This window comes from Filobacillus milosensis, from assembly GCF_004402015.1.
GTDB classification, from domain to species: domain Bacteria; phylum Bacillota; class Bacilli; order Bacillales; family Alkalibacillaceae; genus Filobacillus; species Filobacillus milosensis.
On record NZ_SOPW01000027.1, the window covers coordinates 1 to 20,282 of the forward strand.

Consider the following 20,282-nt stretch of genomic DNA (forward strand, 5'->3'; position numbering starts at 1 on the left):
ATAAACACCCAAAGAAGCCTAAATCATCATATTGATTCATCAAAAAATGGCATCCATCATTTAATTTTTATGATGGATGCCATTTTTAAGTTATTTTTGACTAGTTATGTCCCAGCCTCTTGTTTATGTGATTTAAAGTACAAATAAAATTATCTATTTTTAAAGAAATCCACAAACGCATGGTAGATTTCAATCCCTTGAAACGAGAACAAGCTCATTGCAGTGATTGAAAATACACCAATCATTAAGAATCTTAAAAACATCATTTGAATTCCTCCTAGTTTAGTTAATTTGAATAAACTAGAAAGAATGTTTAACATAATTACTTCCGTAATAGACCGGTGTTAATATTAATAATCTTAATCTGTAATACCAATCAGGAATTAAATCAAAACGTATATTCAGCAGTATTGGTATAATTAATAGTGGTACGAATAGGAAAAAGAATTTATTTAATTTTTTATGATCATCAAATCCATAAAAGGAATAATTGGATTCATTAATTTCAGTAATGGAGTTTGGTGTGTCGATTGGAATGTCATTTATTGCTGTTCCACTTACATTACAAAATATATAAACAACAAATACAGACAATAACAAAAGACGAAAGGCACGTTTATAATTCACGAATGCCATCTCCTTTTATATGATAATTCCATTATATCATCATTTAATTATATTTATTCTTATTATAACAAGTAATAATAGTTTACGATATGGGCAAGGAGTGTGTACATAACTTGAAGATTCGTCCTTATGAACCAGAAGATGCTCAAGCAACAAAAGAACTTTTTCAAGAAACCATTCGAAAAGTCAGTCGTCACGATTATAATGAGAACCAAGTTGAAGCGTGGGCGACTGGTTTTCAAACTATAGCTGAGTGGAATAACCCTCTACAGAATAGTCATAGTTATATCGTATTCGAGGATAAGAAAAATATATAGGATTTGGTAACGTAAATAATCAAGGAGTAGTAGATATACTTTATACGCATAAGGACTATCAAAGGTCATTAAACATGATGATGGCTCTTTAACTTATATTATGTCGAGAAAACAACACGAAGAAATGTTAGAGAAGTATCGAACAGAAATGACAGTAAGCCTAAAAGAAATGGTGAACAACGAGGATCTTAAGTCGATGAAAGATGTAGCGGTGAATGATACCTTTGATGAGTTTACTATGATTGTAGATTAGGCAGCGTATGAAAATAGCTATGAGCATTATGCGACCATGAGTCTTGGCTACTCAGGTACCATTTATCAGTTATTTTCTGGTGCATCATCGGATGATTTTAATGTGACGATCAATATCGTAAATGCTGATACAGGTGAAGTATTTGATACAGTTAATTATTCTGAAGACCGGGAAAGCTTTGGGCAATAAGATCAAGTAGAGTACCGAATATCACATTCGGGGCTTTATTTTTGTGTACTATTCTGTAGGTTCTGATTAAAAACCATCACATCTAGTTTGATTATGTTTACCTCTTTTTTGATTTAGAATTTAATTTTCAGAAGGGTTATTAGATATTTGTGTTGAATAGGAAAGTAATCGACAAATTTTGTTTGGAGGAATACAGAATGGCAGAAAAAAATATTAAACAAAACATGGGGCTAGGGATTGGTGTAGGAATAGCAATAGGTACAGCCTTAGGAGTAGCAATGGACAACATCGCTGTTGGAGTGGCAATAGGAGTTGCGCTTGGTGTTGGATTCGGATCTGCTAAAAGAAAAAAATAGGACCTAAAATGTACTCGTTGATAGATTATAATTAGCATATTTCTATTCTCATAAAAATGGAGTTATCTACCATTTTTATGGGTGTATTCATTTTTTGCTTTTTTACGTTCGATTTCAATATTATTAAGTAAACGATATAAAGTTCTTTTAGTTCTACTATCAACATTCTTAAATTCTATACCATACGTAAATTTAGACTCAAGGTGAAATTCATTCTTTCTCTTTACTATTCCATTTAGTTTATATTCTTTCCCATATAAATTAAAAAATAGGGTTAAGACGACGTGTTTTCTAACCGGTAAATCTATTTCTGTGATTAACTTCATTCCGCCCATGCTTAAATCCTTAATTTTTCCTTGTTCATATTTATTTAATATACCTGGTTCTTCCCCAACTTTAACTATTTCAAATTCGCATTTTTCAAGCGGTAAATTAACACGAAATGCCTTTCTATTTTCCAACTTCTGTTTCAGATTGCTAACTTCTTGACTTAAATTAGCTTTCATTTGCCTCATATTATTTAATTTATTATATATGTTAATGGTAAATAATAATATAATAAATATGATAGATAAACTAACTGTGATAATGGTAATTAATATCATCATAGAATAATCCCCTTAAGAATTTAAACAAGATTTATTGGAATATAAAACCTAAAGTTTCACAGATTTGTTTGTTCTTTGGAGGATTATTTAGGTGTCAGAAAAACGAGGGATTAGGCAATATATTTTATATAATTATAACCTAAATAGCCCCTAAATCCAACTGAGCACGGTATCTTATTTATTTTGACTTTATGACTGTGATAACTTAATTAAAATACTCAATTATTAGATGCTCTGATTGAGGAAAGTTGAACATCATTTGCCATCCACCAATTCCTCTTATATCGAATTTCTTAACCATTTCATATTTAGCCAAAAGACTTCTGGCATCTTCAAACCAAACTTCATGCTTAAATCCATGCTCATCCTTGTAGATAAACCACGGCGTTTCACTTTGAGCATCATAGTGGATAGGACTGCCGTGTTTTAATGCTTTTTCAATCGCCTTATGTTGAGAGTAAGCTTGTGCCTGCCCCGTACCTATATTTAAAGGCCAAAGAGATGGCCAGTCATAGGCGTATAAAGGAATACCCAAAATGATTTTGTCTTTTGGCATGACTGAAGCGGCATAGTCTAGAGTTTTCTCCACTTGGTTGATTGGGGCAATAGGGCCTGGCTCACCACCTCGCCAGTGCCAGTCATAGGTCATTAAAAAGATGAAGTCTACGTAATGACCAAGGGTCTTATAATCATAAGCCGCATTCCAAGATGGGGAGCGGTCACTTTGTAATGGAGGCACAGCAATAGCAACTTTCATGCCAGCGGGTTGAAGTTTGTTGGTTAGCTTTTTAATGAATTGATTAAACAGAGGCCGATCTTTGGGAGCTAAACCTTCAAAATCAATGACTACTCCTTTTAAATCAAACTCATTCAACTTATTATAAATGTCGTTAATGAGAACCTTAGTTTTTTTATCGCTTTTCAAAAGCTCACGGGCTAAGTGAGGGTCGAAGCCTTTATCAGATATGTTGGTCACGGTTACGAATGGAGTAACATCATTTCTCCAAAGGATATTCTTAAATGATTCCATCTGATCCAGCTGACTTAAATGACCTTGTTCATCAGGATGATATTCAAATGCAGCAATTTGGTTTAAAAAATTGTACTTTCGTCCGGAAATCCCGTCAGCAATATCAGACGGACTAGCAAATGAACTGATTGTGATGTCTGATTTTTGTGGTTTGGGAATGGTAATTTTCTTACCAGCTGGATTGATTAAAGCGTTAAAGTCATTATGTTGTAATAAATGAAAGATGGATAGTTGATGTCGATTGGCAATTTCCAAAAACGATTCATTATCTTCACCGATATATTGGTCGGTGTTTAAAACGAGGGATTGTCCCGGGACCAATTGATCGCCCGTGATTCCGTTAATTTTAGAAATTTCATTTGGGTTAACATCATATTGCTGAGAAATTTGATAAAGTGTATCCCCTGGTTTAACAACGTATATAATGGATGCTTGGCTAGTAATAGGGGTAATAAGCATGAGAACTAATAGGATAGTGATTATCTTTTTCATTATCGTTCCTCCGAATCTTTGACTTATATTAGTATGTTTCGTAAATGCCTTTTTATAAATAGGATAGGTTGAATAAAACAAGACACTTATCATTAAAATAAGGAAGATTGAAATAGACAGTTATAGGGTGAACGTGATGAAGAAAATGCACAAAGGAATATTAACATCAGTTTTATCGATTGGAATCGCACAAGGGATGAAAATTCTGACTCATAAAAGTAAAACAGGGGTGTGGGATGTTAAACAGGCGCTAACATCCGGTGGTATGCCAAGCTCACATTCAGCTGGCGTGTCTGCGCTGGCTACTTACTTAGCCGCAAATAAAGGGATTAATCATACAGAAACAGCTTTAGCGACCATTTTTGGTATTATTGTTATGTTCGATGCTCAAGGGATTCGTCGTCACACAGGTGAGATTGCTCAATTGGTTAATGATTTAAGAGGAAATTTAGATGATCTCTCAGGGGACTTTCCAAGCTTTCAAGTAGTTGATTCAGATAAGGAGTTAGAGGAAATGTTGGGACACCAACCGTTAGAAGTTCTGGGTGGTGCGGTTTTGGGAGTTGTGATAGGATTGATTTCGGCTAAGTGTGAGGATGTAGATACTTAACTTAAACATGAAAAGACCTCCCGGGCCCAGTGGGCGAGGGAGGTCTAGTTAGGTTTGGCACCCTATGACTCCGAGTGGGCTCGAACCACCGACCTCCACCCTGTCAAAATTATGGACAAAAAATTAAATATATTAATTATGTTAAATAAGTTAATTTACATCCAGAAAACCTTATTAAATAAGGCTTTTTGAAAGGGAAGAAATTTAAATAAATTAAGTATATGTAAGCTAGTTAAATAAATTAATTAATTCTTGTGCAGGTTTTGTGCACATTTTTGTGCAGCATTTTTGTGGTGTAGTATGTGGCTTTAATTTTACTCTGAAAAATGTGTAAATTCAACTAATTATCATCTATGGATTTTTGTTATAGTTAAAATCGTTGCTTTATTAAACGTGTATTAATACTTTTCGATTGTGTTATTTATAAGTACACATAATTAACGTTATATGAAGCTTCTGCGGAAGCAAAGATTGCCTTCGGCTTCTTTTATGAACAAAACTACTGCACAGTAGACCAATACTGCTCAACAAATAATTAAGATTAGAATTATCCTAATGAGCTTTATAAATTTGTATATTTAAGTTAAATGATAATGCTACTATGCATTAGCTGATTTAAATGAGGAACGGAGAGACTTAATTTATGAATGTAGTTGGGGTCTTCATTATTTCTATTGGAATTGCAATGGATGCATTTGCAGTTTCAATTTCAAGTGGAACCATACTTAAAGACAAAGTTAAACTAAAAAATATATTGAAAATCGGTCTATTCTTTACATTTTTTCAAGCATTAATGCCTTTAGTTGGGTGGGGTTTGGGAAATCAATTTAGTTTTTACATAAAAAGTTTTGATCACTGGATCGCATTTTTATTATTAGGTGCAATTGGTGTAAAAATGATTATTGATTCAATATCAACTACAGATGGGCGCGCACATGATAATCCTTTAAATAATAGAGTTTTAATATATCTCTCGTTTGCAACTAGTATCGATGCATTAGCTGTTGGAGTGAGCTTTGCATTTCTTGAAGTGTCTATATTATTTTCAATTATAAGTATAGGCATTACAACATTTATTCTATCGTTTATAGGTGTATTAATTGGACAACTAAGTGGAGAACGTCTGAATAAAAAAGCGGAACTCTTCGGTGGTATGGTAATTGTTTTTATAGGCGTAAAAATACTCCTGGAACATTTGAATATTTTCTTTACCTAAAAAATCATTATTGAATTATTACTTATAATAAAGTGATTTGAGAAAAGTTTTTCCTGCTATTCTTATATTAAGAACGTTAAATACAAATAAATAACCACAAATCCCAACACTCCAAACAATAAACTTTTAATTATCGAGGAATGTTTTATTGCTTCACCAAATATTTCTTTTACAGCGACCATAAAAATCACTGTTACAGCAATATTGATTATCAACGCAAGTAGAATAGGAACTCCAGCTCCTAAATATTGCCCCACAAATGATCCGACAGCAATTGGGACTGAGATAAGAACAGTGAATAATAACCAAGTAAACAAACCAAAACCTGCTAGAAAAAGGGGTGTGAAAATAATAATTCCTTCAGGGATATTATGTAGTACGAGAGTAGTTAGAATTGAATTTCCTAAATCAGTACCTAGCGTTGAACCTAAAGCTACACCAACAGGAAAATTATGTATCGCTATACTAATTGTCAGAAGTACACCAGAACGAATGAACATATCTTTCTGATGACTATCTGTTATAATTGTAATTTTATCGAACATCTTATGAATGTATTGAAATATTAATATACCAATTAATATACCGACGAAAAGAATTATCCAACCTCCTAATTCGATACTTTCCGGAATCATTTCAAGAAACAGTAACCCTATTATTAACCCCGCACATATAGAATAGATAAAACTAAAATTACGTTTAATGCTTTTCATCATCCATGCAAGTCCACCACCGATACTAATACCAATTGCTGAAGCGAATGCGCCTATAAACCATGTTGATACCATATAATCTCTCCCTGAAATAATTGATGTTCAGTCTTAGAATTATCTTATTCATAACCTATATTGACATTCATATTTATAATAATTAAAATATGAATATATATTGATATATACATACAATTAACCTTTTTTCTCCAAATATATTACGTATTTAAAAGGGGGAGTATAATGATTGAAGATGAAAAAAATACAGATATAAATAATAAAGATTTAGATGAAGAAACATTGTTTGTGGTTTCTCAAACGTTCAAAGCATTAGGTGATCCAACAAGAATTAGGATTCTTCATTTGTTATTCCATAGTGAATACTCTGTAAATGGAATTGCAGAAGCCTTAAAACTGAGACAAACCACTGTTTCACACCAACTAAGGTTTTTAAAAAATTTACGTTTAGTGAAGTATCGTAGAGAGGGAACCACCTTGTTTTATTCACATGACGATGAGCATGTAATGAATGTCCTCGAACAAACTATTCAACACGCTTGTCATAGTTAATATTTTATATTATGGAGGCAGTTAGGAGGTATTTTTATGGGACATGATCACGGTCATGATCACACACATGGTGCAAATAAAAAAGCATTAATGATTAGTTTCTTTATCATTACTGGTTTTATGATTGTTGAAGCTGTCGGAGGTTTTATAACGAATAGTCTGGCTCTTTTATCAGATGCAGGGCATATGTTGAGTGATTCTATATCACTTGGAGTAGGAGTGTTAGCCTTTACTTTTGGTGAAAAAGTGGCGAATTACAGTAAAACATATGGATATAAAAGATTTGAAATTTTGGCTGCGGTATTTAATGGAGTCACGTTAGTATTAATTTCATTATATATCTTTTATGAAGCTTACCATCGATTTGCTGATCCACCTGAAGTAACTTCGACAGGTATGTTAATAATTGCTACTTTAGGATTAATAGTGAATATTATTGTTGCATGGATGCTGATGAGTAAAGGGAATACTGAAGATAACCTGAACTTAAGAGCTGCTTTTCTTCATGTTTTAGGTGATTTATTAGGATCCGTTGGTGCAATTATTGCCGCATTATTAATTATATTCTTTGACTGGGGATGGGCTGATCCTTTAGCAAGTGTTATTGTCGCAATGCTAGTCTTAATTAGTGGTTGGAGAGTAACAAAGGATGCTGTTCACGTACTTATGGAAGGGACACCAAAAAATGTTGATTTAGAAGAAGTTATTAAGTCAATTGAAAATGTAAAAGGAATTCGAAGTATACATGATTTACACGTTTGGAGTATAACAAGCGGTAAAAATGCATTATCATGTCACGCAGTTGTAGATGGAAACTTATCTATTACAGACTGTCAAGAATTACTTAGGCAAGTTGAACACGAATTAGAACATAAAGAAATAGGGCACGTGACCATTCAGTTAGAAAATGAAGCCCACCCTCATGACGAAACTTTAATGTGTCAAAATGAGGATGATTCATCATCCCATGGTCATCACCATCATTAATTAATAGTTTAGTGCCTCCAATAAGTTGGAGGTATTTTTTTAAGGAATTTTAACAATTTATTATTTTTGAATTATGTGCAAGGCAGTGATGATATGATAAAGAAAGTAAGCAAAAAGGGGTGTATAGCAAATGTTTGCTTGTAAAAAATTTATTCCATTAATAATTTTAGCGATATTCACCATTTCCTTTGTTATGAAAATGCCTGTAAGTGCTCATTCAGTTCTTGAAGAAGCAACACCAAAAAAAGGAGAGAAATTAGGAGGACCCATTCAATCGGTTAAGCTAAAATTTAATACAAAAATCGAGAAAGGCAGTTCATTATATTTATTGAAAGATCATGAGGAAAAAGTTGAACCATCTTCAATTAAAATAGATAACAACGCATTAGAAGCAAGATTTACTCAACCTCTTAAAAGTGGTAGTTATACAGTTAAATGGGAAATTTTAGGTGTGGATGGACACATAATAAAAAAAGATTATACATTTACTGTGAAATCATCTAAAGCAGAAAAGGAGAACTCAGATAACAAGAATGATCTGCAAAATGAGGAATCAAATCAAAAGAACAAAATTAATCAAAATCAAGAAGAAAGCTCAACAATTGAATCCGAGAACGATAATGATCAGTCAGTATTTATTTTTACCTTAATTATTTTATTAGCTATTGTATGTATTGGGTTAATCATTTGGTTAAGTGGTGGAAAAAGAAAGAATTCTAGGGGATGATACGATGACAATATTAGTTTCACTTACTGAATTTATATTATATACATGCTTTGGGATTATCTTTGGTTCACTAATTTTATTTTTAGTCCCAGAGGATAAAAGACCTCAAATAATCATATCTAAAAAGGTTTTATTTCTAGCAGCTTTGTTCATTCCATTAGCAGCATTAGTTCCAGTATTAAATACTGCTGATATATTGAATGGTGATCAAAATTATTGGTTTATATTTAAGAATATACTTTTTACTTTTGAAGTAGGTAAAAATTGGATACTAATTGCTTTACTATCATTAGCATTGCTACGAGTTATTTTTGCCAAAAACCTTAAGACTAACAAAATACTCATATATATAGCTTTATTCATCACCCTTTTCATGCTACTAGGATATACCAAATCGAGTCATGCTGCTTCAATAACAGAGTGGCAAGGCTTTCTATACCATACGATGCACTTTTTAGCTGTTTCTATATGGATAGGGATTTTATTAGTCGTTAGCTGGTTTTCTAAAAACTATAATAATTGGGCAGCTTTCTTAAAGTGGTTTACTCCGGTCGCTGTAACCTGTCTTGTAGTCGCTGTCATAGCAGGTTATTTTACAATGCAAATCGATATCAATTCTTACGATGATCCGAATGCTTCTGTGCTACAAGAATATCAAAACGGCCTTATTGTTAATTATGGACAGGCGTTACTGTTAAAGCATATATTTATAATTTCATTGGTAATATTTGCTGTGCTTAATGGAATTTTGTTCAGAAAGAACTTGAATCAAACTTCATTTAACCCATTAAAATGGGCAAGAATTGAAAGTGTTTATGCTTTAATTGTTTTTGGTTTAACAGCTTTTATGGGACAGTCTTGGCCTCCTCATCAAATTTACAGTTTGGTTAAAACATATGGGGCCTCACCAATGTTTACAACTTTATATGACGGGAACATAGTGGCGGCCATTCATGATTCTGACACACTCAAGATGTTTAATGTCTCTTTTAGGTTCGGGTTAGAAAGCTATTTGTTATTTGGATTGGGTTTTATATTTATGGTGATCACTATTTTGGCATCTACAAAGAAACATTCTACGTTTGTTTCTTCCCTAAGTGCGCTATTGATGGTAGTTGCTCTGTATTTTGGAATTATGTTTGGAATTCAATAATTTCGTAAAAAACAGGTGTCATTTCTGTAATTCATGACACCTGTTTTTTTATTACTTATTTTTAGAAATCTTAATAAAGAGCATTAAAATTATAACTATACTGAATGCGATTAAGGCTAAGAATGGTATGGTTATAAATCCAAACCAATTAATATATTCCACGTTACAAGGCACACCACTGGCACAGGGCTTAATCTCTGCAAAGCCCGGAACCTTTTGCTCTAAATAGTGGAATATTGAGATAGAACAACCAATGATTGCTATAGGTAAAACATATTTTTTAATAAATCGTTCATTTTGAAAGGTAGCAATTCCAAGTATTATAGTTAATGGGTACATTAATATTCGTTGATACCAGCATAGCTCACACGGTATAAATCCTTTAATACCACTAAAGTAAAGGCTACCTAAAGTCGCAACAAGTGAAACGATCCAAGCCAAATAAAGAAACATTTGTTGTTTATCTAGTCGTTCCATTATAGATTAGCTTCTTCCAATGCTTGATCAATGGCAAGTTTAATTTCTTCATAGTCAAATGGATCTTCAATCATAATATTATTGACCATAATTGTTGGTGTGAGCTGGACGTCAAACTTATTGACTAATTCAGTATCTTTTTTGACTTCATTGATTTCTGAATTATTTTCAATTGATGTTTTTAATTTATCTATATCAATGCTATTTATATCACTGGCGATTTCTATAATCTTTTCTGTTGTTACCCATTGGCTGTCATGATTTGCACTTGGTTGCTCATCAAATAATGCCTTATTAAACTCCCAATAAGCACTAGGACTTTGTTTGTAAACAGATTCCGAAGCTAAAGAAGCTAATTTTGATTCTTCACCGTGGAAAAGTACATTTATGAATGAGAATTTAGCTTTACCAGCTTCTACGTAATCATTCACCAACTGTGGAAAAATCGTTTCTCCCCATGCTTTACACGCAGGGCACTTGAAATCTCCAAACTCTACAACGGTTACTGGGGCATCTGGATCTCCTATGATAGGTTGTCCTTCAATTGATGGCGTTTCACCAAAACTCATTTCTTGTTCATCCTTAGATTGATTTTTATTCATAATGACCAAAACAGTCAGTAGTATGACTACCACTAAGGTTATTATTACAGCAATTTTAAATGGTGATCCTTTACTTTTCATGCGAGTACACCTCTCTATATAATCTTATCAATTAAAATATTTAAAGCAATAATAACACCATACTTTTAAAAAGTTGATTTAATTTTAAAATGTTCATATATTGTTTAGAATTCAAAGGTTTGACACACATATTAGATGTTGCTAATATGATGATAACAAATTATATTAGTTATTACTAATATGAGGAGGTCAAAAATTGAACAATAACGTTGATCTGAAAGTTGAGTTTCTACATGGTTTTTCTCATAAAACAAGAATTCAGATTCTGGAATGTATCAAAGATAAAGAAAAAACTGTCTCTGAAATAGTCAACGAAATAGATGGAAATCAATCTAATATCTCACAACATTTAGCTTGTTTAAAGGGCTGTGGAATAATTGTAGGCAGGCAAGAAGGTAAATATGTGTACTATGGTTTGCGTAACCAACAGATTCGAGAATTATTAAATATGTTTGATAGCGTTCTCAACGATATTGAAGATGATGTGGCTACTTGTGAAAATCATATAAGCTAGGAGGATTAAACCTATGTCAGATAAATGTTGTGGTTCAGGTAAACCTGAACAATTAAGTAATAAGGATTGTTGTAGTAGTCAGGTTGAAAACGTGGCTTCTAAAGAATTAAATGAGTCTAGTTGCTGTAGCAGAGAAAATGTTGCAAAAGAAGTTGCCGAACAAAATACTGATAGTTCTTGTTGTAGTAACCAGTCTGAAGGTCGTAAGGAAAATGATGCTTGCTGCAGTAGCCAAGAAGCAGCAGAGTTGGATACATGTTGCAGTAACATAGAAGAGGGAAAGGTTACAGGCGTGACCAATCGTAGCAACAATGAAAAACCATCAGTTTCTCTTAAAGGTGAAAAATTCGAATATCGTATACATGGAATGGATTGCCCATCATGTGCTTTAACGATAGAAAAAGGTTTAAACAAGATAAATGACGTTCAAGAAGCAAAAGTCAACTACAATACAGCTAAATTACAGGTCACTGGAAACAATGCATTAGCTCTTGATTATGTTGAAAGTGAAGTTCAAAAACTAGGATTTAAAGCAGAACCAATCAATCAAAATAGAAATCTAAAGACTTACCATGTTGAAGGAATGGACTGTGGCAGTTGTGCAAGTAGCATTGAAAACCATTTCAAAGCCTTACCTTCTGTTCAAAGTGTCAATGTTAACTTTTCAACTGGTAAAATGAAAATAGAACATGAAAATAGTGTCGATGAAATTGTCTCAGAAGTTTCTAAAATTGGCTATAAAGCCTCGTTACTCACAAACAATAGTGGCCAATCTGCTGAGGCAACAAAAACCAAAGAGGGATACGGATTAATTACGTTCTCTGGTCTTCTAATCGTATTAGGTTTCTTAGGGCCATATAATGGGGTTTCTCCATTAATCTCAACTTTCTTATATGCAATTGCAATTGTTTTAAGTGGTTATAAACCTGTTAAAAGTGCTTATTTTGCCATCAAAAGCCGTTCATTAGATATGAACGTCTTAATGTCAGCAGCTGCAATTGGTGCTGCTCTAATAGGAGAATGGTTTGAAGGGGCCACTGTCGTATGGCTATTTGCATTGGGGAATGTTCTTCAAAATAAATCGATTGAAAGAACAAGGAAGTCAATCAGCAACCTAATGGATTTAGCCCCCTCTGTAGCTTGGGTAAAAATTAATGCTGAGTTAGTCAAAAAATCAGTAGAAGAGGTTGCAGTAGGAGATATCGTGGTGATAAAGCCAGGTGACCGACTACCCTTAGATGGGGAAATTATAAGTGGTGAAACGAGTGTTAATCAGGCACCAATTACAGGTGAATCTATTCCAGTAGATAAAGTAGATGGAGATACAGTCTATGCTGGAACCATTAATGAAAGTGGCTCGATTGAAGTTAGAGTGACTAAGTTAGTTGAAGACACAACGATATCAAAAATTATTCATTTGGTAGAAGAAGCTCAGGAACAGAGAGCACCTACTCAGGCGTTTATTGATAAATTTGCAAGTATTTATACACCAATCGTGTTTGTATTGGCGTTAGTTGTCATCGTATTACCGCCCCTTTTTGGTTTTGGTACATGGGGTGAATGGATATATAAAGGACTCGCACTATTAGTTGTTGCTTGTCCTTGCGCATTAGTTATATCTACTCCTGTCGCCATTGTATCTGCCATCGGAAACGCTGCAAGGAATGGTGTATTAATCAAAGGTGGGACATTCCTGGAAAAAGCTGGCGCAATTAATGCAATTGCTTTTGATAAAACAGGCACACTGACGGAAGGGAAGCCACAAGTATCTGATATTGATGCATTGACTCTATCAGAAGTTGAATTAATATCACTGGCTTATACACTAGAGAATTATTCGACTCACCCTATAGCTAAAACGATTGTGGAATATGCAAAGGACCAAGGCGTTCAGGCTAAAGATGGCGAGCTATTTAAGAGTATCGTTGGTAAAGGTGTTCAAGCAACCATCGATGGGGAAGTTTATTATGCCGGTAACTTAAAGCTTTTCGAAGAAATGGATTTCGATCTAGAAGCCATTCAATCAAAAGTAGACGACATGCAAAGACAAGGAAAAACAGTTGTGATCATTGGTACAGCCAGAGAAATTATGGGTATAATTTCCGTTGCTGATAAGATTCGAACAACTACTGTTAAGTCATTAAAAGGGCTGAAGCAAGTCGGTGTTAAACAAGTGGTCATGTTAACTGGTGATAATGAAGGAACGGCTCAAATGATTTCGAAAGAAGCTAATGTCAATCGCTATTTCGCAGAATTACTTCCAGAAGATAAAGTCGATGCCATTAAACAATTGCAAAAAGAAGGTCACAAAGTAGCAATGGTTGGTGATGGTATAAACGATGCACCAGCACTGGCAACTTCTGATCTAGGTATTGCGATGGGTGGTGCTGGAACGGATACAGCCATGGAAACTGCCGATATCGTTCTAATGGCTGATAATTTAGAGAAGCTACCACATACCGTTAAGTTAAGTCGAAAAGCTTTATCAATTATCAAACAAAATATTTGGTTTTCTTTAATTGTAAAGTTTGTTGCGTTGATACTTATATTCCCGGGATGGCTAACTCTTTGGATGGCTGTGTTGAGTGATACAGGAGCAGCTTTAATTGTCATTTTAAATGCCTTACGATTACTAAGAGTTAAAGGTTAAATGGAAGCAGTCCTATGGTTATAGGGCTGCTTTTACATATAACAATTATTAATTTCAGGATGTGAAGACATGTACCATACAATTGTCATTGGTGCCGGACAGGCAGGTTTAGTGATGGGTTATTACTTAAAGCAATTGAATCAATCATTCATCATCTTAGATAAAAATAAAGAAATCGGAGAGGTATGGAAAAATCGATATGATTCCTTGGTGTTGTTTACGCCACGATTATATAGTTCATTACCAGGATTAAAACTTAAAGGGGATCCACAAGGCTTTCCTCATAAAGACGAAATTGCTCAATACCTAACAAACTATGCAGTGTATTTTAATTTGCCGATTAGTCTTAATACTGAAGTCATAAATATTCGCAAACAAAAAGGTGTTTTCGTGATTTCAACATCTAAAGGAGAATATCATTCTCAGAATGTCATCATTGCTACAGGACCTTTTCAAAAGCCTAATATACCAACTTTTTCTTCTAACTTATCAAAGGATATTATTCAACTACATTCTTCTGAATATAGAAATCCCTCACAACTGAAGAGTGGAAGTGTTTTGGTAGTTGGAAGTGGTAATAGCGGGGCCCAGATAGCTGTTGAAGTGTCTAAATACAGAGAAACTTATTTATCTTCTGGTCATAAGTTAAAATTTTTCCCGCTGAATATAGGCAGTAAAAGTATTTTTTGGTACTTAGACAAATTAGGTTTATATAAAGCAAATGTTAATTCTAAAATTGGTCAGTTTCTTAGAAAACAACACGACCCTATTTTTGGGTTTGAACTCGAAAACCTAATTAAAAAAAGAAAAATAATACTAAAACCTAGAACTAAAATACTTAAAAATGATAGTTTTGTCTTTGAAGATGAAAGCCAATTAAAAGTTAATAATGTTATATGGGCTACGGGATTTAAGTCAAATTATAGTTGGATTGACTTACCTGGTTTATTTGATGAAAAGGGAATGCCCATTCATCAAAGAGGAGTTACTTCTATAGACGGTCTATATTTCTTAGGGTTAGCTTGGCAATCAAGTAGAGGCTCTGCACTTCTTCAGGGAGTAGGAGCAGATGCAAAATATCTTTACAAATATATAGTTAATAAAAATATTTAACACTAGATAAAAACACTGCTAATTCTTCAACTACCTTGAGAATAAACCTTTAAAATTAGAGTTGATAATACTTTAAGTGAAAGCTGTTCAATGAACATTAGTTTTCCATAGTTTACCTATGTTCTGTTTCTTCAACTAAACGGGGTGTCAGTTGAAGAAGGCATATGACCAAGTGAGTATTTTGCTGCGTAGTACAACGATACAGCGTAGCAAACAACATCTAATTGTATGTACTTAAAGTGCTTGTGGCAATAGTTAGTTGAATATCGTGATAAAGTAAGATATGTGTTAACACGACTCAGTTGGCATTGAATCGGGTTATTTATTGCAAATAAAAAGCGCTGCAAAATGCAGCGCAATATTATATATAAGTGTACTTGTTTAATTCGCAACAAAAAAGCGAAACAATAGCTTAAAAATTACATATTTCTCTTTGTTTAATTATGTTCTTGATTTGTGGGCGATCCTGAAGTAAATAAAGCAACTAAGAAAATTATAGATAAAGCAAAGGAAATGAAATAGAAAAATAATTTTCCACCTGTATAAAAAAATAAACCAAATAAGATGATTTGAGATAAACCTAATATAAACTTTAGTCCTACATCAAGCTTTCTTTCTTCAAGTTTAAACATTATCATATTAGTTATTCCCATCCAAAGTAAACCGATACAGGATAAAATGTACATTATTCCAGGTAAAAATGCATTAACCAGTACACTAAATTCATTGCTACTATTGAATAGGTATTTAAAGCTTTTTGATATGAAAGTGGATAATGACATGTCTGCCACACCAGCAGATAATTGTTGTGCTAAGATCGCCATACATAAGCTCAATCCGATTAATAAAAATTGTACTAGATTGTTACTGAAAATGTCCTTTCCAAAGTTAATCATTTAAACGCCTCCTTTTAAATTTATTATATGAAGGCTTGTTTTATAATAAGACAAAAAAATGGATATGAAGTTAAGTTTTTACACTAATTGAGTTGATTAAAGTTTGTAAGTAGATCCTTTAACGCTAACCCAATATAGGTTATGAGACACTAGGTATACTATCACTGTTTATACTTCTATAATCACTTGTCTTATACCACATATAATCAAAGTGTTTTGACCATTCAGCTCCTACTTTTTTATTTTTAATAACTACCAATATTTCATCGTGCTTATTTCTTGCCGCTTTTGTATAGTTGTAAGAACCAACAGAAATTACAGAAGAATCGACAATAGTAATTTTTAAATGCATATAACCATCATGACAGTTTTCTTTAATCGGTACCCCAGCATGTGTAAGTTTTTCTAAGACTTCATCTTGACCATATGCATTTTTGGACTGCTTACGGTCTGTAATTAATCGAACCTTTACTCCCCTATTGGTTGCTTGAATAATACTTTGTAAGATTCCTTTGTCTGTAAATGTAAAAACAGCGAGGTCTATTGTTTCTTTGGCTTGATCAATTAAGTTTTTTAATATTTGATCAGGTTTTTGATTTGTTTTTGTAAACGCATAATCAAGTTTGATTGTATCCTCTCCATCATTTGATTTTACTTCGATCATATTCATTTGGTCATTTTGTCTACTACTTTTATAAAGTATATAACCGACAATCGAAGCTCCCAAGGTACATGTACCAACTATTGTAGCCATATCCATTACCTATCCCCCCTTAATATACGCTTATGTACAAGTAATGTTGTCCTATTCCTAAGAATTTGATAAACCGTTCAATTTTGAGGTCATGTGACTAAAATGACATAGTAAATGGCGTGGGAATCGACCACGCCACTTTTTCTGGTTTGACAGCTTTTTATAAACTTTTCCCTGCAATTGGCACCAGTTTTTTATGTTATGCACGAATGACAACGTTTATTGTACAAAGGAAAATAACAGTTAATTTAACTGCCAATACAATCGACAGTTTAGAAGTCAATTTTAGAATCAGCTCTATGAAAAAGGTAGCTAAATAAAGTTACTGGAATCAAAACACTTTGGAATTTTATGTTAAAATAGCATTAAGTTTGTGAAGGATTGTACTTTAACTATAGGGGCAGGTTAGTTGAAAAAGAGAAGAATTTTATTGAGGTGGTTCAATGGAGCAATTTATCAATGAGTTTATATCACCAAGTAAACAATATAAAGCCCAAGTTATTAAGAGAACAGATGGTCTCTATACTACCGAAGTGTTTATGTGGCAGGAAGATAGTGGTTATAAGTTTTGGTCTCAAATAAAGGAAGGAATGTCACTTGTAGATACTGAAGAACGTGCAATTGAAAGTGCTTTGGATAAATTAAGACAATGTTCTGGTGAAATAATCAATGGTTAATGGTTCTTCTAAACCAGTTAATAAAAGTTTATTCTAATTGCATTAACTGGGGCGTTAGTTTAATAACGAATAATGCTCCTTGATCGACTAAGGGGTTAGGGTTGTTGAAAATAGATATTCGGAAGGGGAGTGGGGGAATGACAACAATTGGATTTATTAGACACGGAGTAACAGAATGGAATTCTTTAGGTAAAGCACAAGGAGCCTCTGATATTCCTCTAAATAAAATAGGTAGAAAGCAAGCATCAGATATTGGGGATAGATTATCAAAAGAAGATAATTGGGATATGATTATTACGAGTGACTTATCCAGAGCAGTCGAAACAGCACAAATTATTGGAAGTAAATTAGGTTTACCTATTAGCCATGCCGAAGCAAGAGTTCGAGAGATAAATTGTGGGAAAATTGAGGGAACCACTGAGGAAGAAAGGGTTAAACTCTGGGGAAGTAATTGGAGTAACTTAGAGCTTGGAATGGAAAAATTTGAAGACGTATCTAAAAGAGGAAGAGATTTTTTAGAAGAGATAGTTAGTACATATAATGACAGAAGAATATTGGTAATTAGTCACGGTGCTTTAATAGGTTTAACATTACAACGATTACTTCCACAAAAATTTCAAAAGACATACATCGATAATACATCTATAACTATTTTAAATAATACAGAAGGCAAATGGGACTGTATTTTATATAACTGTATAAAACATTTAGAGTAATTTATATTTTAGGGCATTAGTTGAATAAGGATATTGCTCCTTGATCCACTAACGGACAGGATTGTAGAATAAGCAGGCTTTTAATGAAAAATATAAAGGTAACTATGAGAGTAAAGGTTGTGCATCATGAAAAAGACTGTGTATTTATTGCGTGAAAATTATTCCTTTTTTAAATTAGTTGTATTGTTAAGTCTTACTCCTTAGATGGGAAAACAGCTGAAGAGTTACATGGTGATTTCAATGACTGGCTAGAGCAATGGGAAAATAAATATAAATACTAAAAGACAACAGGAGAAATATGAGAACAGCCCTTTTTAGATTCTACCTATATTGATAAACAAAGTAACAACACAATATATTGCAAAGAACATAGAAGCGAGTGAAATATACTTTGTTACCCCTTTTTCTTGTCTGACTATTGCAATTAGTGACAAGACAAACCCGATTAAATATATAATTGCTCCTACTAAAACGCCATACCAATTTGTGATAAAAGGTAAGTTGAGAGGGGAAAATGGTTCTATTGCTAAGAACAAACCTATGATTACCAAACATATAGACCAAAAGCTAAAGTTTTCAATCAAATCCCGCACCTCTTTTCTTAATTTTCTTGATTATAACATATTTTAACAGTGTAGAAATTTTATTGATTACAAATGCAACAAAATTTACGCACAAAGCCTTAAAGTAATAAGGGCAATAGTCTAAGAGGGAAATGGCGAGCATCATATTAATCTCCTTTTTCTTTTATTTATTTTAGTTTCTGAAAATTATGACATAATAAAGCTTTATTTGGAATTTTATGTTAACATTTACTTGTCTATATATTTACCAATGAGGTGTATTTATGAAAAATTATTTAGAATTTGAAAAACCAATATTTGAATTAAAGGAAAAAATCTCAGAACTTATTGCTTATGCAGAAGATGCAGATGTTGATTTGAATAAGGAAATTTCTAATTTACAGAAGAGAGTAGATAATTTACAGGACGAAATCTACTCTAATTTAACACCTTGGCAAAGAGTACAAATTGCGCGTCACCCGAATAGACCAACCACATTAGACTATATTCCATTGTTATTTGATAATTTTATTGAATTACATGGCGATCGGTATTTTGGCGATGATAAAGCTATTGTTGGTGGAGTCGCTAAGTTTAATAGAACCCCTGTGACCATTATTGGTCAACAAAGAGGGAGAGATACAAAAGAGAATCTATTTAGGAATTTCGGAATGCCTAACCCTGAGGGTTATCGTAAAGCTTTGAGACTTATGAAACAGGCAGAAAAGTTCAATAGACCCATTATTTCGTTTATAGATACAAAAGGGGCATTCCCTGGAAAGGGTGCTGAAGAACGGGGACAATCAAGGGCATTAGCACATAATTTATTTGAAATGGCTGGTTTACGTGTTCCTATTATTTGTATAGTCATTGGTGAAGGAGCTAGTGGTGGCGCATTAGGAATTGGTGTAGGAAATCACTTACATATGTTAGAGAATACATGGTTCTCTGTAATTGCACCTGAATCAGCAGCAGCATTACTTTGGAAAGATAGTACAAAAGGGGAAGCAGCTGCAAATTCAATGAAAATTACAGCACCAGACTTAAAAGAGTTAGGTATTATAGATCAAATCATTACGGAAATAAAAGGTGGAGCACACAATAACCCTAAGGAACAGGTTGTAAAGGTGAAGGAAGTTATCAAAAGTTCGCTTGATGAGTTTTCGAGTTATTCTGAAGAAATGGTTGTTGAGCACAGATATAATAAGTATAAAGATGTTGGAGTATATAGTACGAACCACTTTGTTTAGAAGTCTAAGCCTTGTTCAACTCCCTCGGTTAGAATCAATTTTCTTTCAAATACTCACTTATTCGCAGGATTTCAAGCCACTTGTCTGAACATATTGTTGAATGAAGTGGTTTACGACCGTTTCGACGAGTTTCAAGCATACTTA

Annotated in this window: 25 protein-coding genes; 16 read left to right on the forward strand and 9 right to left on the reverse strand. The window is 33.4% G+C overall.

Annotated elements, in window-relative coordinates; translation table 11 throughout:
• Window positions 1-300: 300 nt before the first annotated feature.
• Complete coding sequence (locus E3U55_RS16235) at window positions 301-627, reverse strand: hypothetical protein (protein WP_134341540.1); 327 nt, start codon at window positions 625-627, stop codon at window positions 301-303.
• 113 nt (window positions 628-740) lie between these two features.
• Here E3U55_RS16235 and E3U55_RS16240 point away from each other — a divergent pair, with 113 nt between their 5' ends.
• The 4 genes from E3U55_RS16240 to E3U55_RS17605 all read left to right on the forward strand — a co-directional run bounded on the left by E3U55_RS16240 (window position 741) and on the right by E3U55_RS17605 (window position 1,742).
• On the forward strand, window positions 741-944 hold the full coding sequence (locus E3U55_RS16240) for a GNAT family protein (protein WP_134341541.1): 204 nt from the start codon (window positions 741-743) through the stop codon (window positions 942-944).
• A gap of 100 nt (window positions 945-1,044) precedes the next feature.
• Window positions 1,045-1,197, forward strand: a complete 153-nt coding sequence (locus tag E3U55_RS17495) for a hypothetical protein (RefSeq protein WP_153801975.1) — start codon at window positions 1,045-1,047, stop codon at window positions 1,195-1,197.
• Between the two features lie 36 nt (window positions 1,198-1,233).
• Window positions 1,234-1,386 carry a hypothetical protein gene (locus E3U55_RS17500; protein WP_153801976.1) on the forward strand — a complete coding sequence of 51 codons (153 nt, stop codon included), beginning with the start codon at window positions 1,234-1,236 and terminating at the stop codon, window positions 1,384-1,386.
• A gap of 197 nt (window positions 1,387-1,583) precedes the next feature.
• Complete coding sequence (locus tag E3U55_RS17605; protein WP_194840959.1) at window positions 1,584-1,742, forward strand: hypothetical protein; 159 nt, start codon at window positions 1,584-1,586, stop codon at window positions 1,740-1,742.
• 62 nt (window positions 1,743-1,804) lie between these two features.
• On the opposite strand, the gene E3U55_RS16245 is transcribed toward E3U55_RS17605, so the two are convergent.
• Window positions 1,805-2,350 (reverse strand): PilZ domain-containing protein, encoded by a 546-nt coding sequence (locus E3U55_RS16245; protein WP_134341542.1) that lies wholly within the window; start codon window positions 2,348-2,350, stop codon window positions 1,805-1,807.
• A gap of 205 nt (window positions 2,351-2,555) precedes the next feature.
• Window positions 2,556-3,872: a glycosyl hydrolase family 18 protein gene (locus tag E3U55_RS16250; RefSeq protein ID WP_194840960.1), complete on the reverse strand. Its 1,317-nt coding sequence runs from the start codon at window positions 3,870-3,872 to the stop codon at window positions 2,556-2,558.
• A 136-nt stretch (window positions 3,873-4,008) separates the two neighbouring features.
• Here E3U55_RS16250 and E3U55_RS16255 point away from each other — a divergent pair, with 136 nt between their 5' ends.
• Together E3U55_RS16255 and E3U55_RS16260 are read left to right on the forward strand one after the other, a co-directional pair.
• Window positions 4,009-4,482 (forward strand): divergent PAP2 family protein, encoded by a 474-nt coding sequence (locus tag E3U55_RS16255; protein WP_134341544.1) that lies wholly within the window; start codon window positions 4,009-4,011, stop codon window positions 4,480-4,482.
• A 643-nt stretch (window positions 4,483-5,125) separates the two neighbouring features.
• Window positions 5,126-5,698, forward strand: coding sequence for a manganese efflux pump MntP (locus E3U55_RS16260; protein ID WP_134341545.1), 573 nt, complete (start codon window positions 5,126-5,128; stop codon window positions 5,696-5,698).
• A 62-nt stretch (window positions 5,699-5,760) separates the two neighbouring features.
• Here the strand turns inward: E3U55_RS16260 and E3U55_RS17610 are convergent, their stop codons facing one another.
• On the reverse strand, window positions 5,761-6,486 hold the full coding sequence (locus E3U55_RS17610) for a ZIP family metal transporter (protein WP_194840961.1): 726 nt from the start codon (window positions 6,484-6,486) through the stop codon (window positions 5,761-5,763).
• A gap of 165 nt (window positions 6,487-6,651) precedes the next feature.
• Here E3U55_RS17610 and E3U55_RS16270 point away from each other — a divergent pair, with 165 nt between their 5' ends.
• The 4 genes from E3U55_RS16270 to E3U55_RS16285 all read left to right on the forward strand — a co-directional run bounded on the left by E3U55_RS16270 (window position 6,652) and on the right by E3U55_RS16285 (window position 9,845).
• Entirely contained in the window at window positions 6,652-6,978 is a 327-nt protein-coding gene (locus E3U55_RS16270) for an ArsR/SmtB family transcription factor (RefSeq protein ID WP_134341546.1), read from the forward strand.
• A gap of 36 nt (window positions 6,979-7,014) precedes the next feature.
• Window positions 7,015-7,965, forward strand: coding sequence for a cation diffusion facilitator family transporter (locus E3U55_RS16275; protein WP_134341547.1), 951 nt, complete (start codon window positions 7,015-7,017; stop codon window positions 7,963-7,965).
• Between the two features lie 130 nt (window positions 7,966-8,095).
• The gene (locus tag E3U55_RS16280; RefSeq protein ID WP_134341548.1) at window positions 8,096-8,692 is read left to right on the forward strand and encodes a copper resistance CopC family protein; all 597 of its coding nucleotides are present in this window, start codon (window positions 8,096-8,098) and stop codon (window positions 8,690-8,692) included.
• A 4-nt stretch (window positions 8,693-8,696) separates the two neighbouring features.
• Window positions 8,697-9,845, forward strand: coding sequence for a copper resistance D family protein (locus E3U55_RS16285; RefSeq protein ID WP_134341549.1), 1,149 nt, complete (start codon window positions 8,697-8,699; stop codon window positions 9,843-9,845).
• A 51-nt stretch (window positions 9,846-9,896) separates the two neighbouring features.
• Here E3U55_RS16285 and E3U55_RS16290 read toward each other — a convergent pair whose 3' ends face one another.
• Both E3U55_RS16290 and E3U55_RS16295 read right to left on the reverse strand, forming a co-directional pair.
• Window positions 9,897-10,322 carry a disulfide oxidoreductase gene (locus E3U55_RS16290; protein ID WP_134341550.1) on the reverse strand — a complete coding sequence of 142 codons (426 nt, stop codon included), beginning with the start codon at window positions 10,320-10,322 and terminating at the stop codon, window positions 9,897-9,899.
• Window positions 10,322-11,005 carry a DsbA family protein gene (locus tag E3U55_RS16295; protein ID WP_134341551.1) on the reverse strand — a complete coding sequence of 228 codons (684 nt, stop codon included), beginning with the start codon at window positions 11,003-11,005 and terminating at the stop codon, window positions 10,322-10,324. Before E3U55_RS16295 ends, E3U55_RS16290 begins: the two co-directional genes overlap by 1 nt.
• 196 nt (window positions 11,006-11,201) lie before the next feature.
• Between E3U55_RS16295 and E3U55_RS16300 the strand changes: the two genes are divergently transcribed.
• The 3 genes from E3U55_RS16300 to E3U55_RS16310 all read left to right on the forward strand — a co-directional run bounded on the left by E3U55_RS16300 (window position 11,202) and on the right by E3U55_RS16310 (window position 15,282).
• Window positions 11,202-11,519: an ArsR/SmtB family transcription factor gene (locus E3U55_RS16300; RefSeq protein WP_134341552.1), complete on the forward strand. Its 318-nt coding sequence runs from the start codon at window positions 11,202-11,204 to the stop codon at window positions 11,517-11,519.
• A gap of 13 nt (window positions 11,520-11,532) precedes the next feature.
• On the forward strand, window positions 11,533-14,169 hold the full coding sequence (locus E3U55_RS16305; protein WP_134341553.1) for a heavy metal translocating P-type ATPase: 2,637 nt from the start codon (window positions 11,533-11,535) through the stop codon (window positions 14,167-14,169).
• A 69-nt stretch (window positions 14,170-14,238) separates the two neighbouring features.
• On the forward strand, window positions 14,239-15,282 hold the full coding sequence (locus E3U55_RS16310; protein WP_134341554.1) for a flavin-containing monooxygenase: 1,044 nt from the start codon (window positions 14,239-14,241) through the stop codon (window positions 15,280-15,282).
• Between the two features lie 437 nt (window positions 15,283-15,719).
• Here the strand turns inward: E3U55_RS16310 and E3U55_RS16315 are convergent, their stop codons facing one another.
• Complete coding sequence (locus E3U55_RS16315) at window positions 15,720-16,178, reverse strand: hypothetical protein (protein WP_134341555.1); 459 nt, start codon at window positions 16,176-16,178, stop codon at window positions 15,720-15,722.
• A gap of 139 nt (window positions 16,179-16,317) precedes the next feature.
• The gene (locus tag E3U55_RS16320) at window positions 16,318-16,938 is read right to left on the reverse strand and encodes a phospholipase D-like domain-containing protein (protein WP_134341556.1); all 621 of its coding nucleotides are present in this window, start codon (window positions 16,936-16,938) and stop codon (window positions 16,318-16,320) included.
• Between the two features lie 437 nt (window positions 16,939-17,375).
• Here E3U55_RS16320 and E3U55_RS16325 point away from each other — a divergent pair, with 437 nt between their 5' ends.
• Window positions 17,376-17,609: a hypothetical protein gene (locus E3U55_RS16325; RefSeq protein WP_134341557.1), complete on the forward strand. Its 234-nt coding sequence runs from the start codon at window positions 17,376-17,378 to the stop codon at window positions 17,607-17,609.
• A 104-nt stretch (window positions 17,610-17,713) separates the two neighbouring features.
• Complete coding sequence (locus E3U55_RS16330) at window positions 17,714-18,325, forward strand: histidine phosphatase family protein (RefSeq protein ID WP_323740426.1); 612 nt, start codon at window positions 17,714-17,716, stop codon at window positions 18,323-18,325.
• Between the two features lie 314 nt (window positions 18,326-18,639).
• Here E3U55_RS16330 and E3U55_RS17615 read toward each other — a convergent pair whose 3' ends face one another.
• Complete coding sequence (locus tag E3U55_RS17615) at window positions 18,640-18,909, reverse strand: hypothetical protein (protein WP_134341558.1); 270 nt, start codon at window positions 18,907-18,909, stop codon at window positions 18,640-18,642.
• Window positions 18,910-19,172: 263 nt separating this feature from the next.
• Here E3U55_RS17615 and accA point away from each other — a divergent pair, with 263 nt between their 5' ends.
• Window positions 19,173-20,138, forward strand: a complete 966-nt coding sequence (accA, locus tag E3U55_RS16340; RefSeq protein WP_134341559.1) for an acetyl-CoA carboxylase carboxyl transferase subunit alpha — start codon at window positions 19,173-19,175, stop codon at window positions 20,136-20,138.
• Window positions 20,139-20,282: the final 144 nt, after the last annotated feature.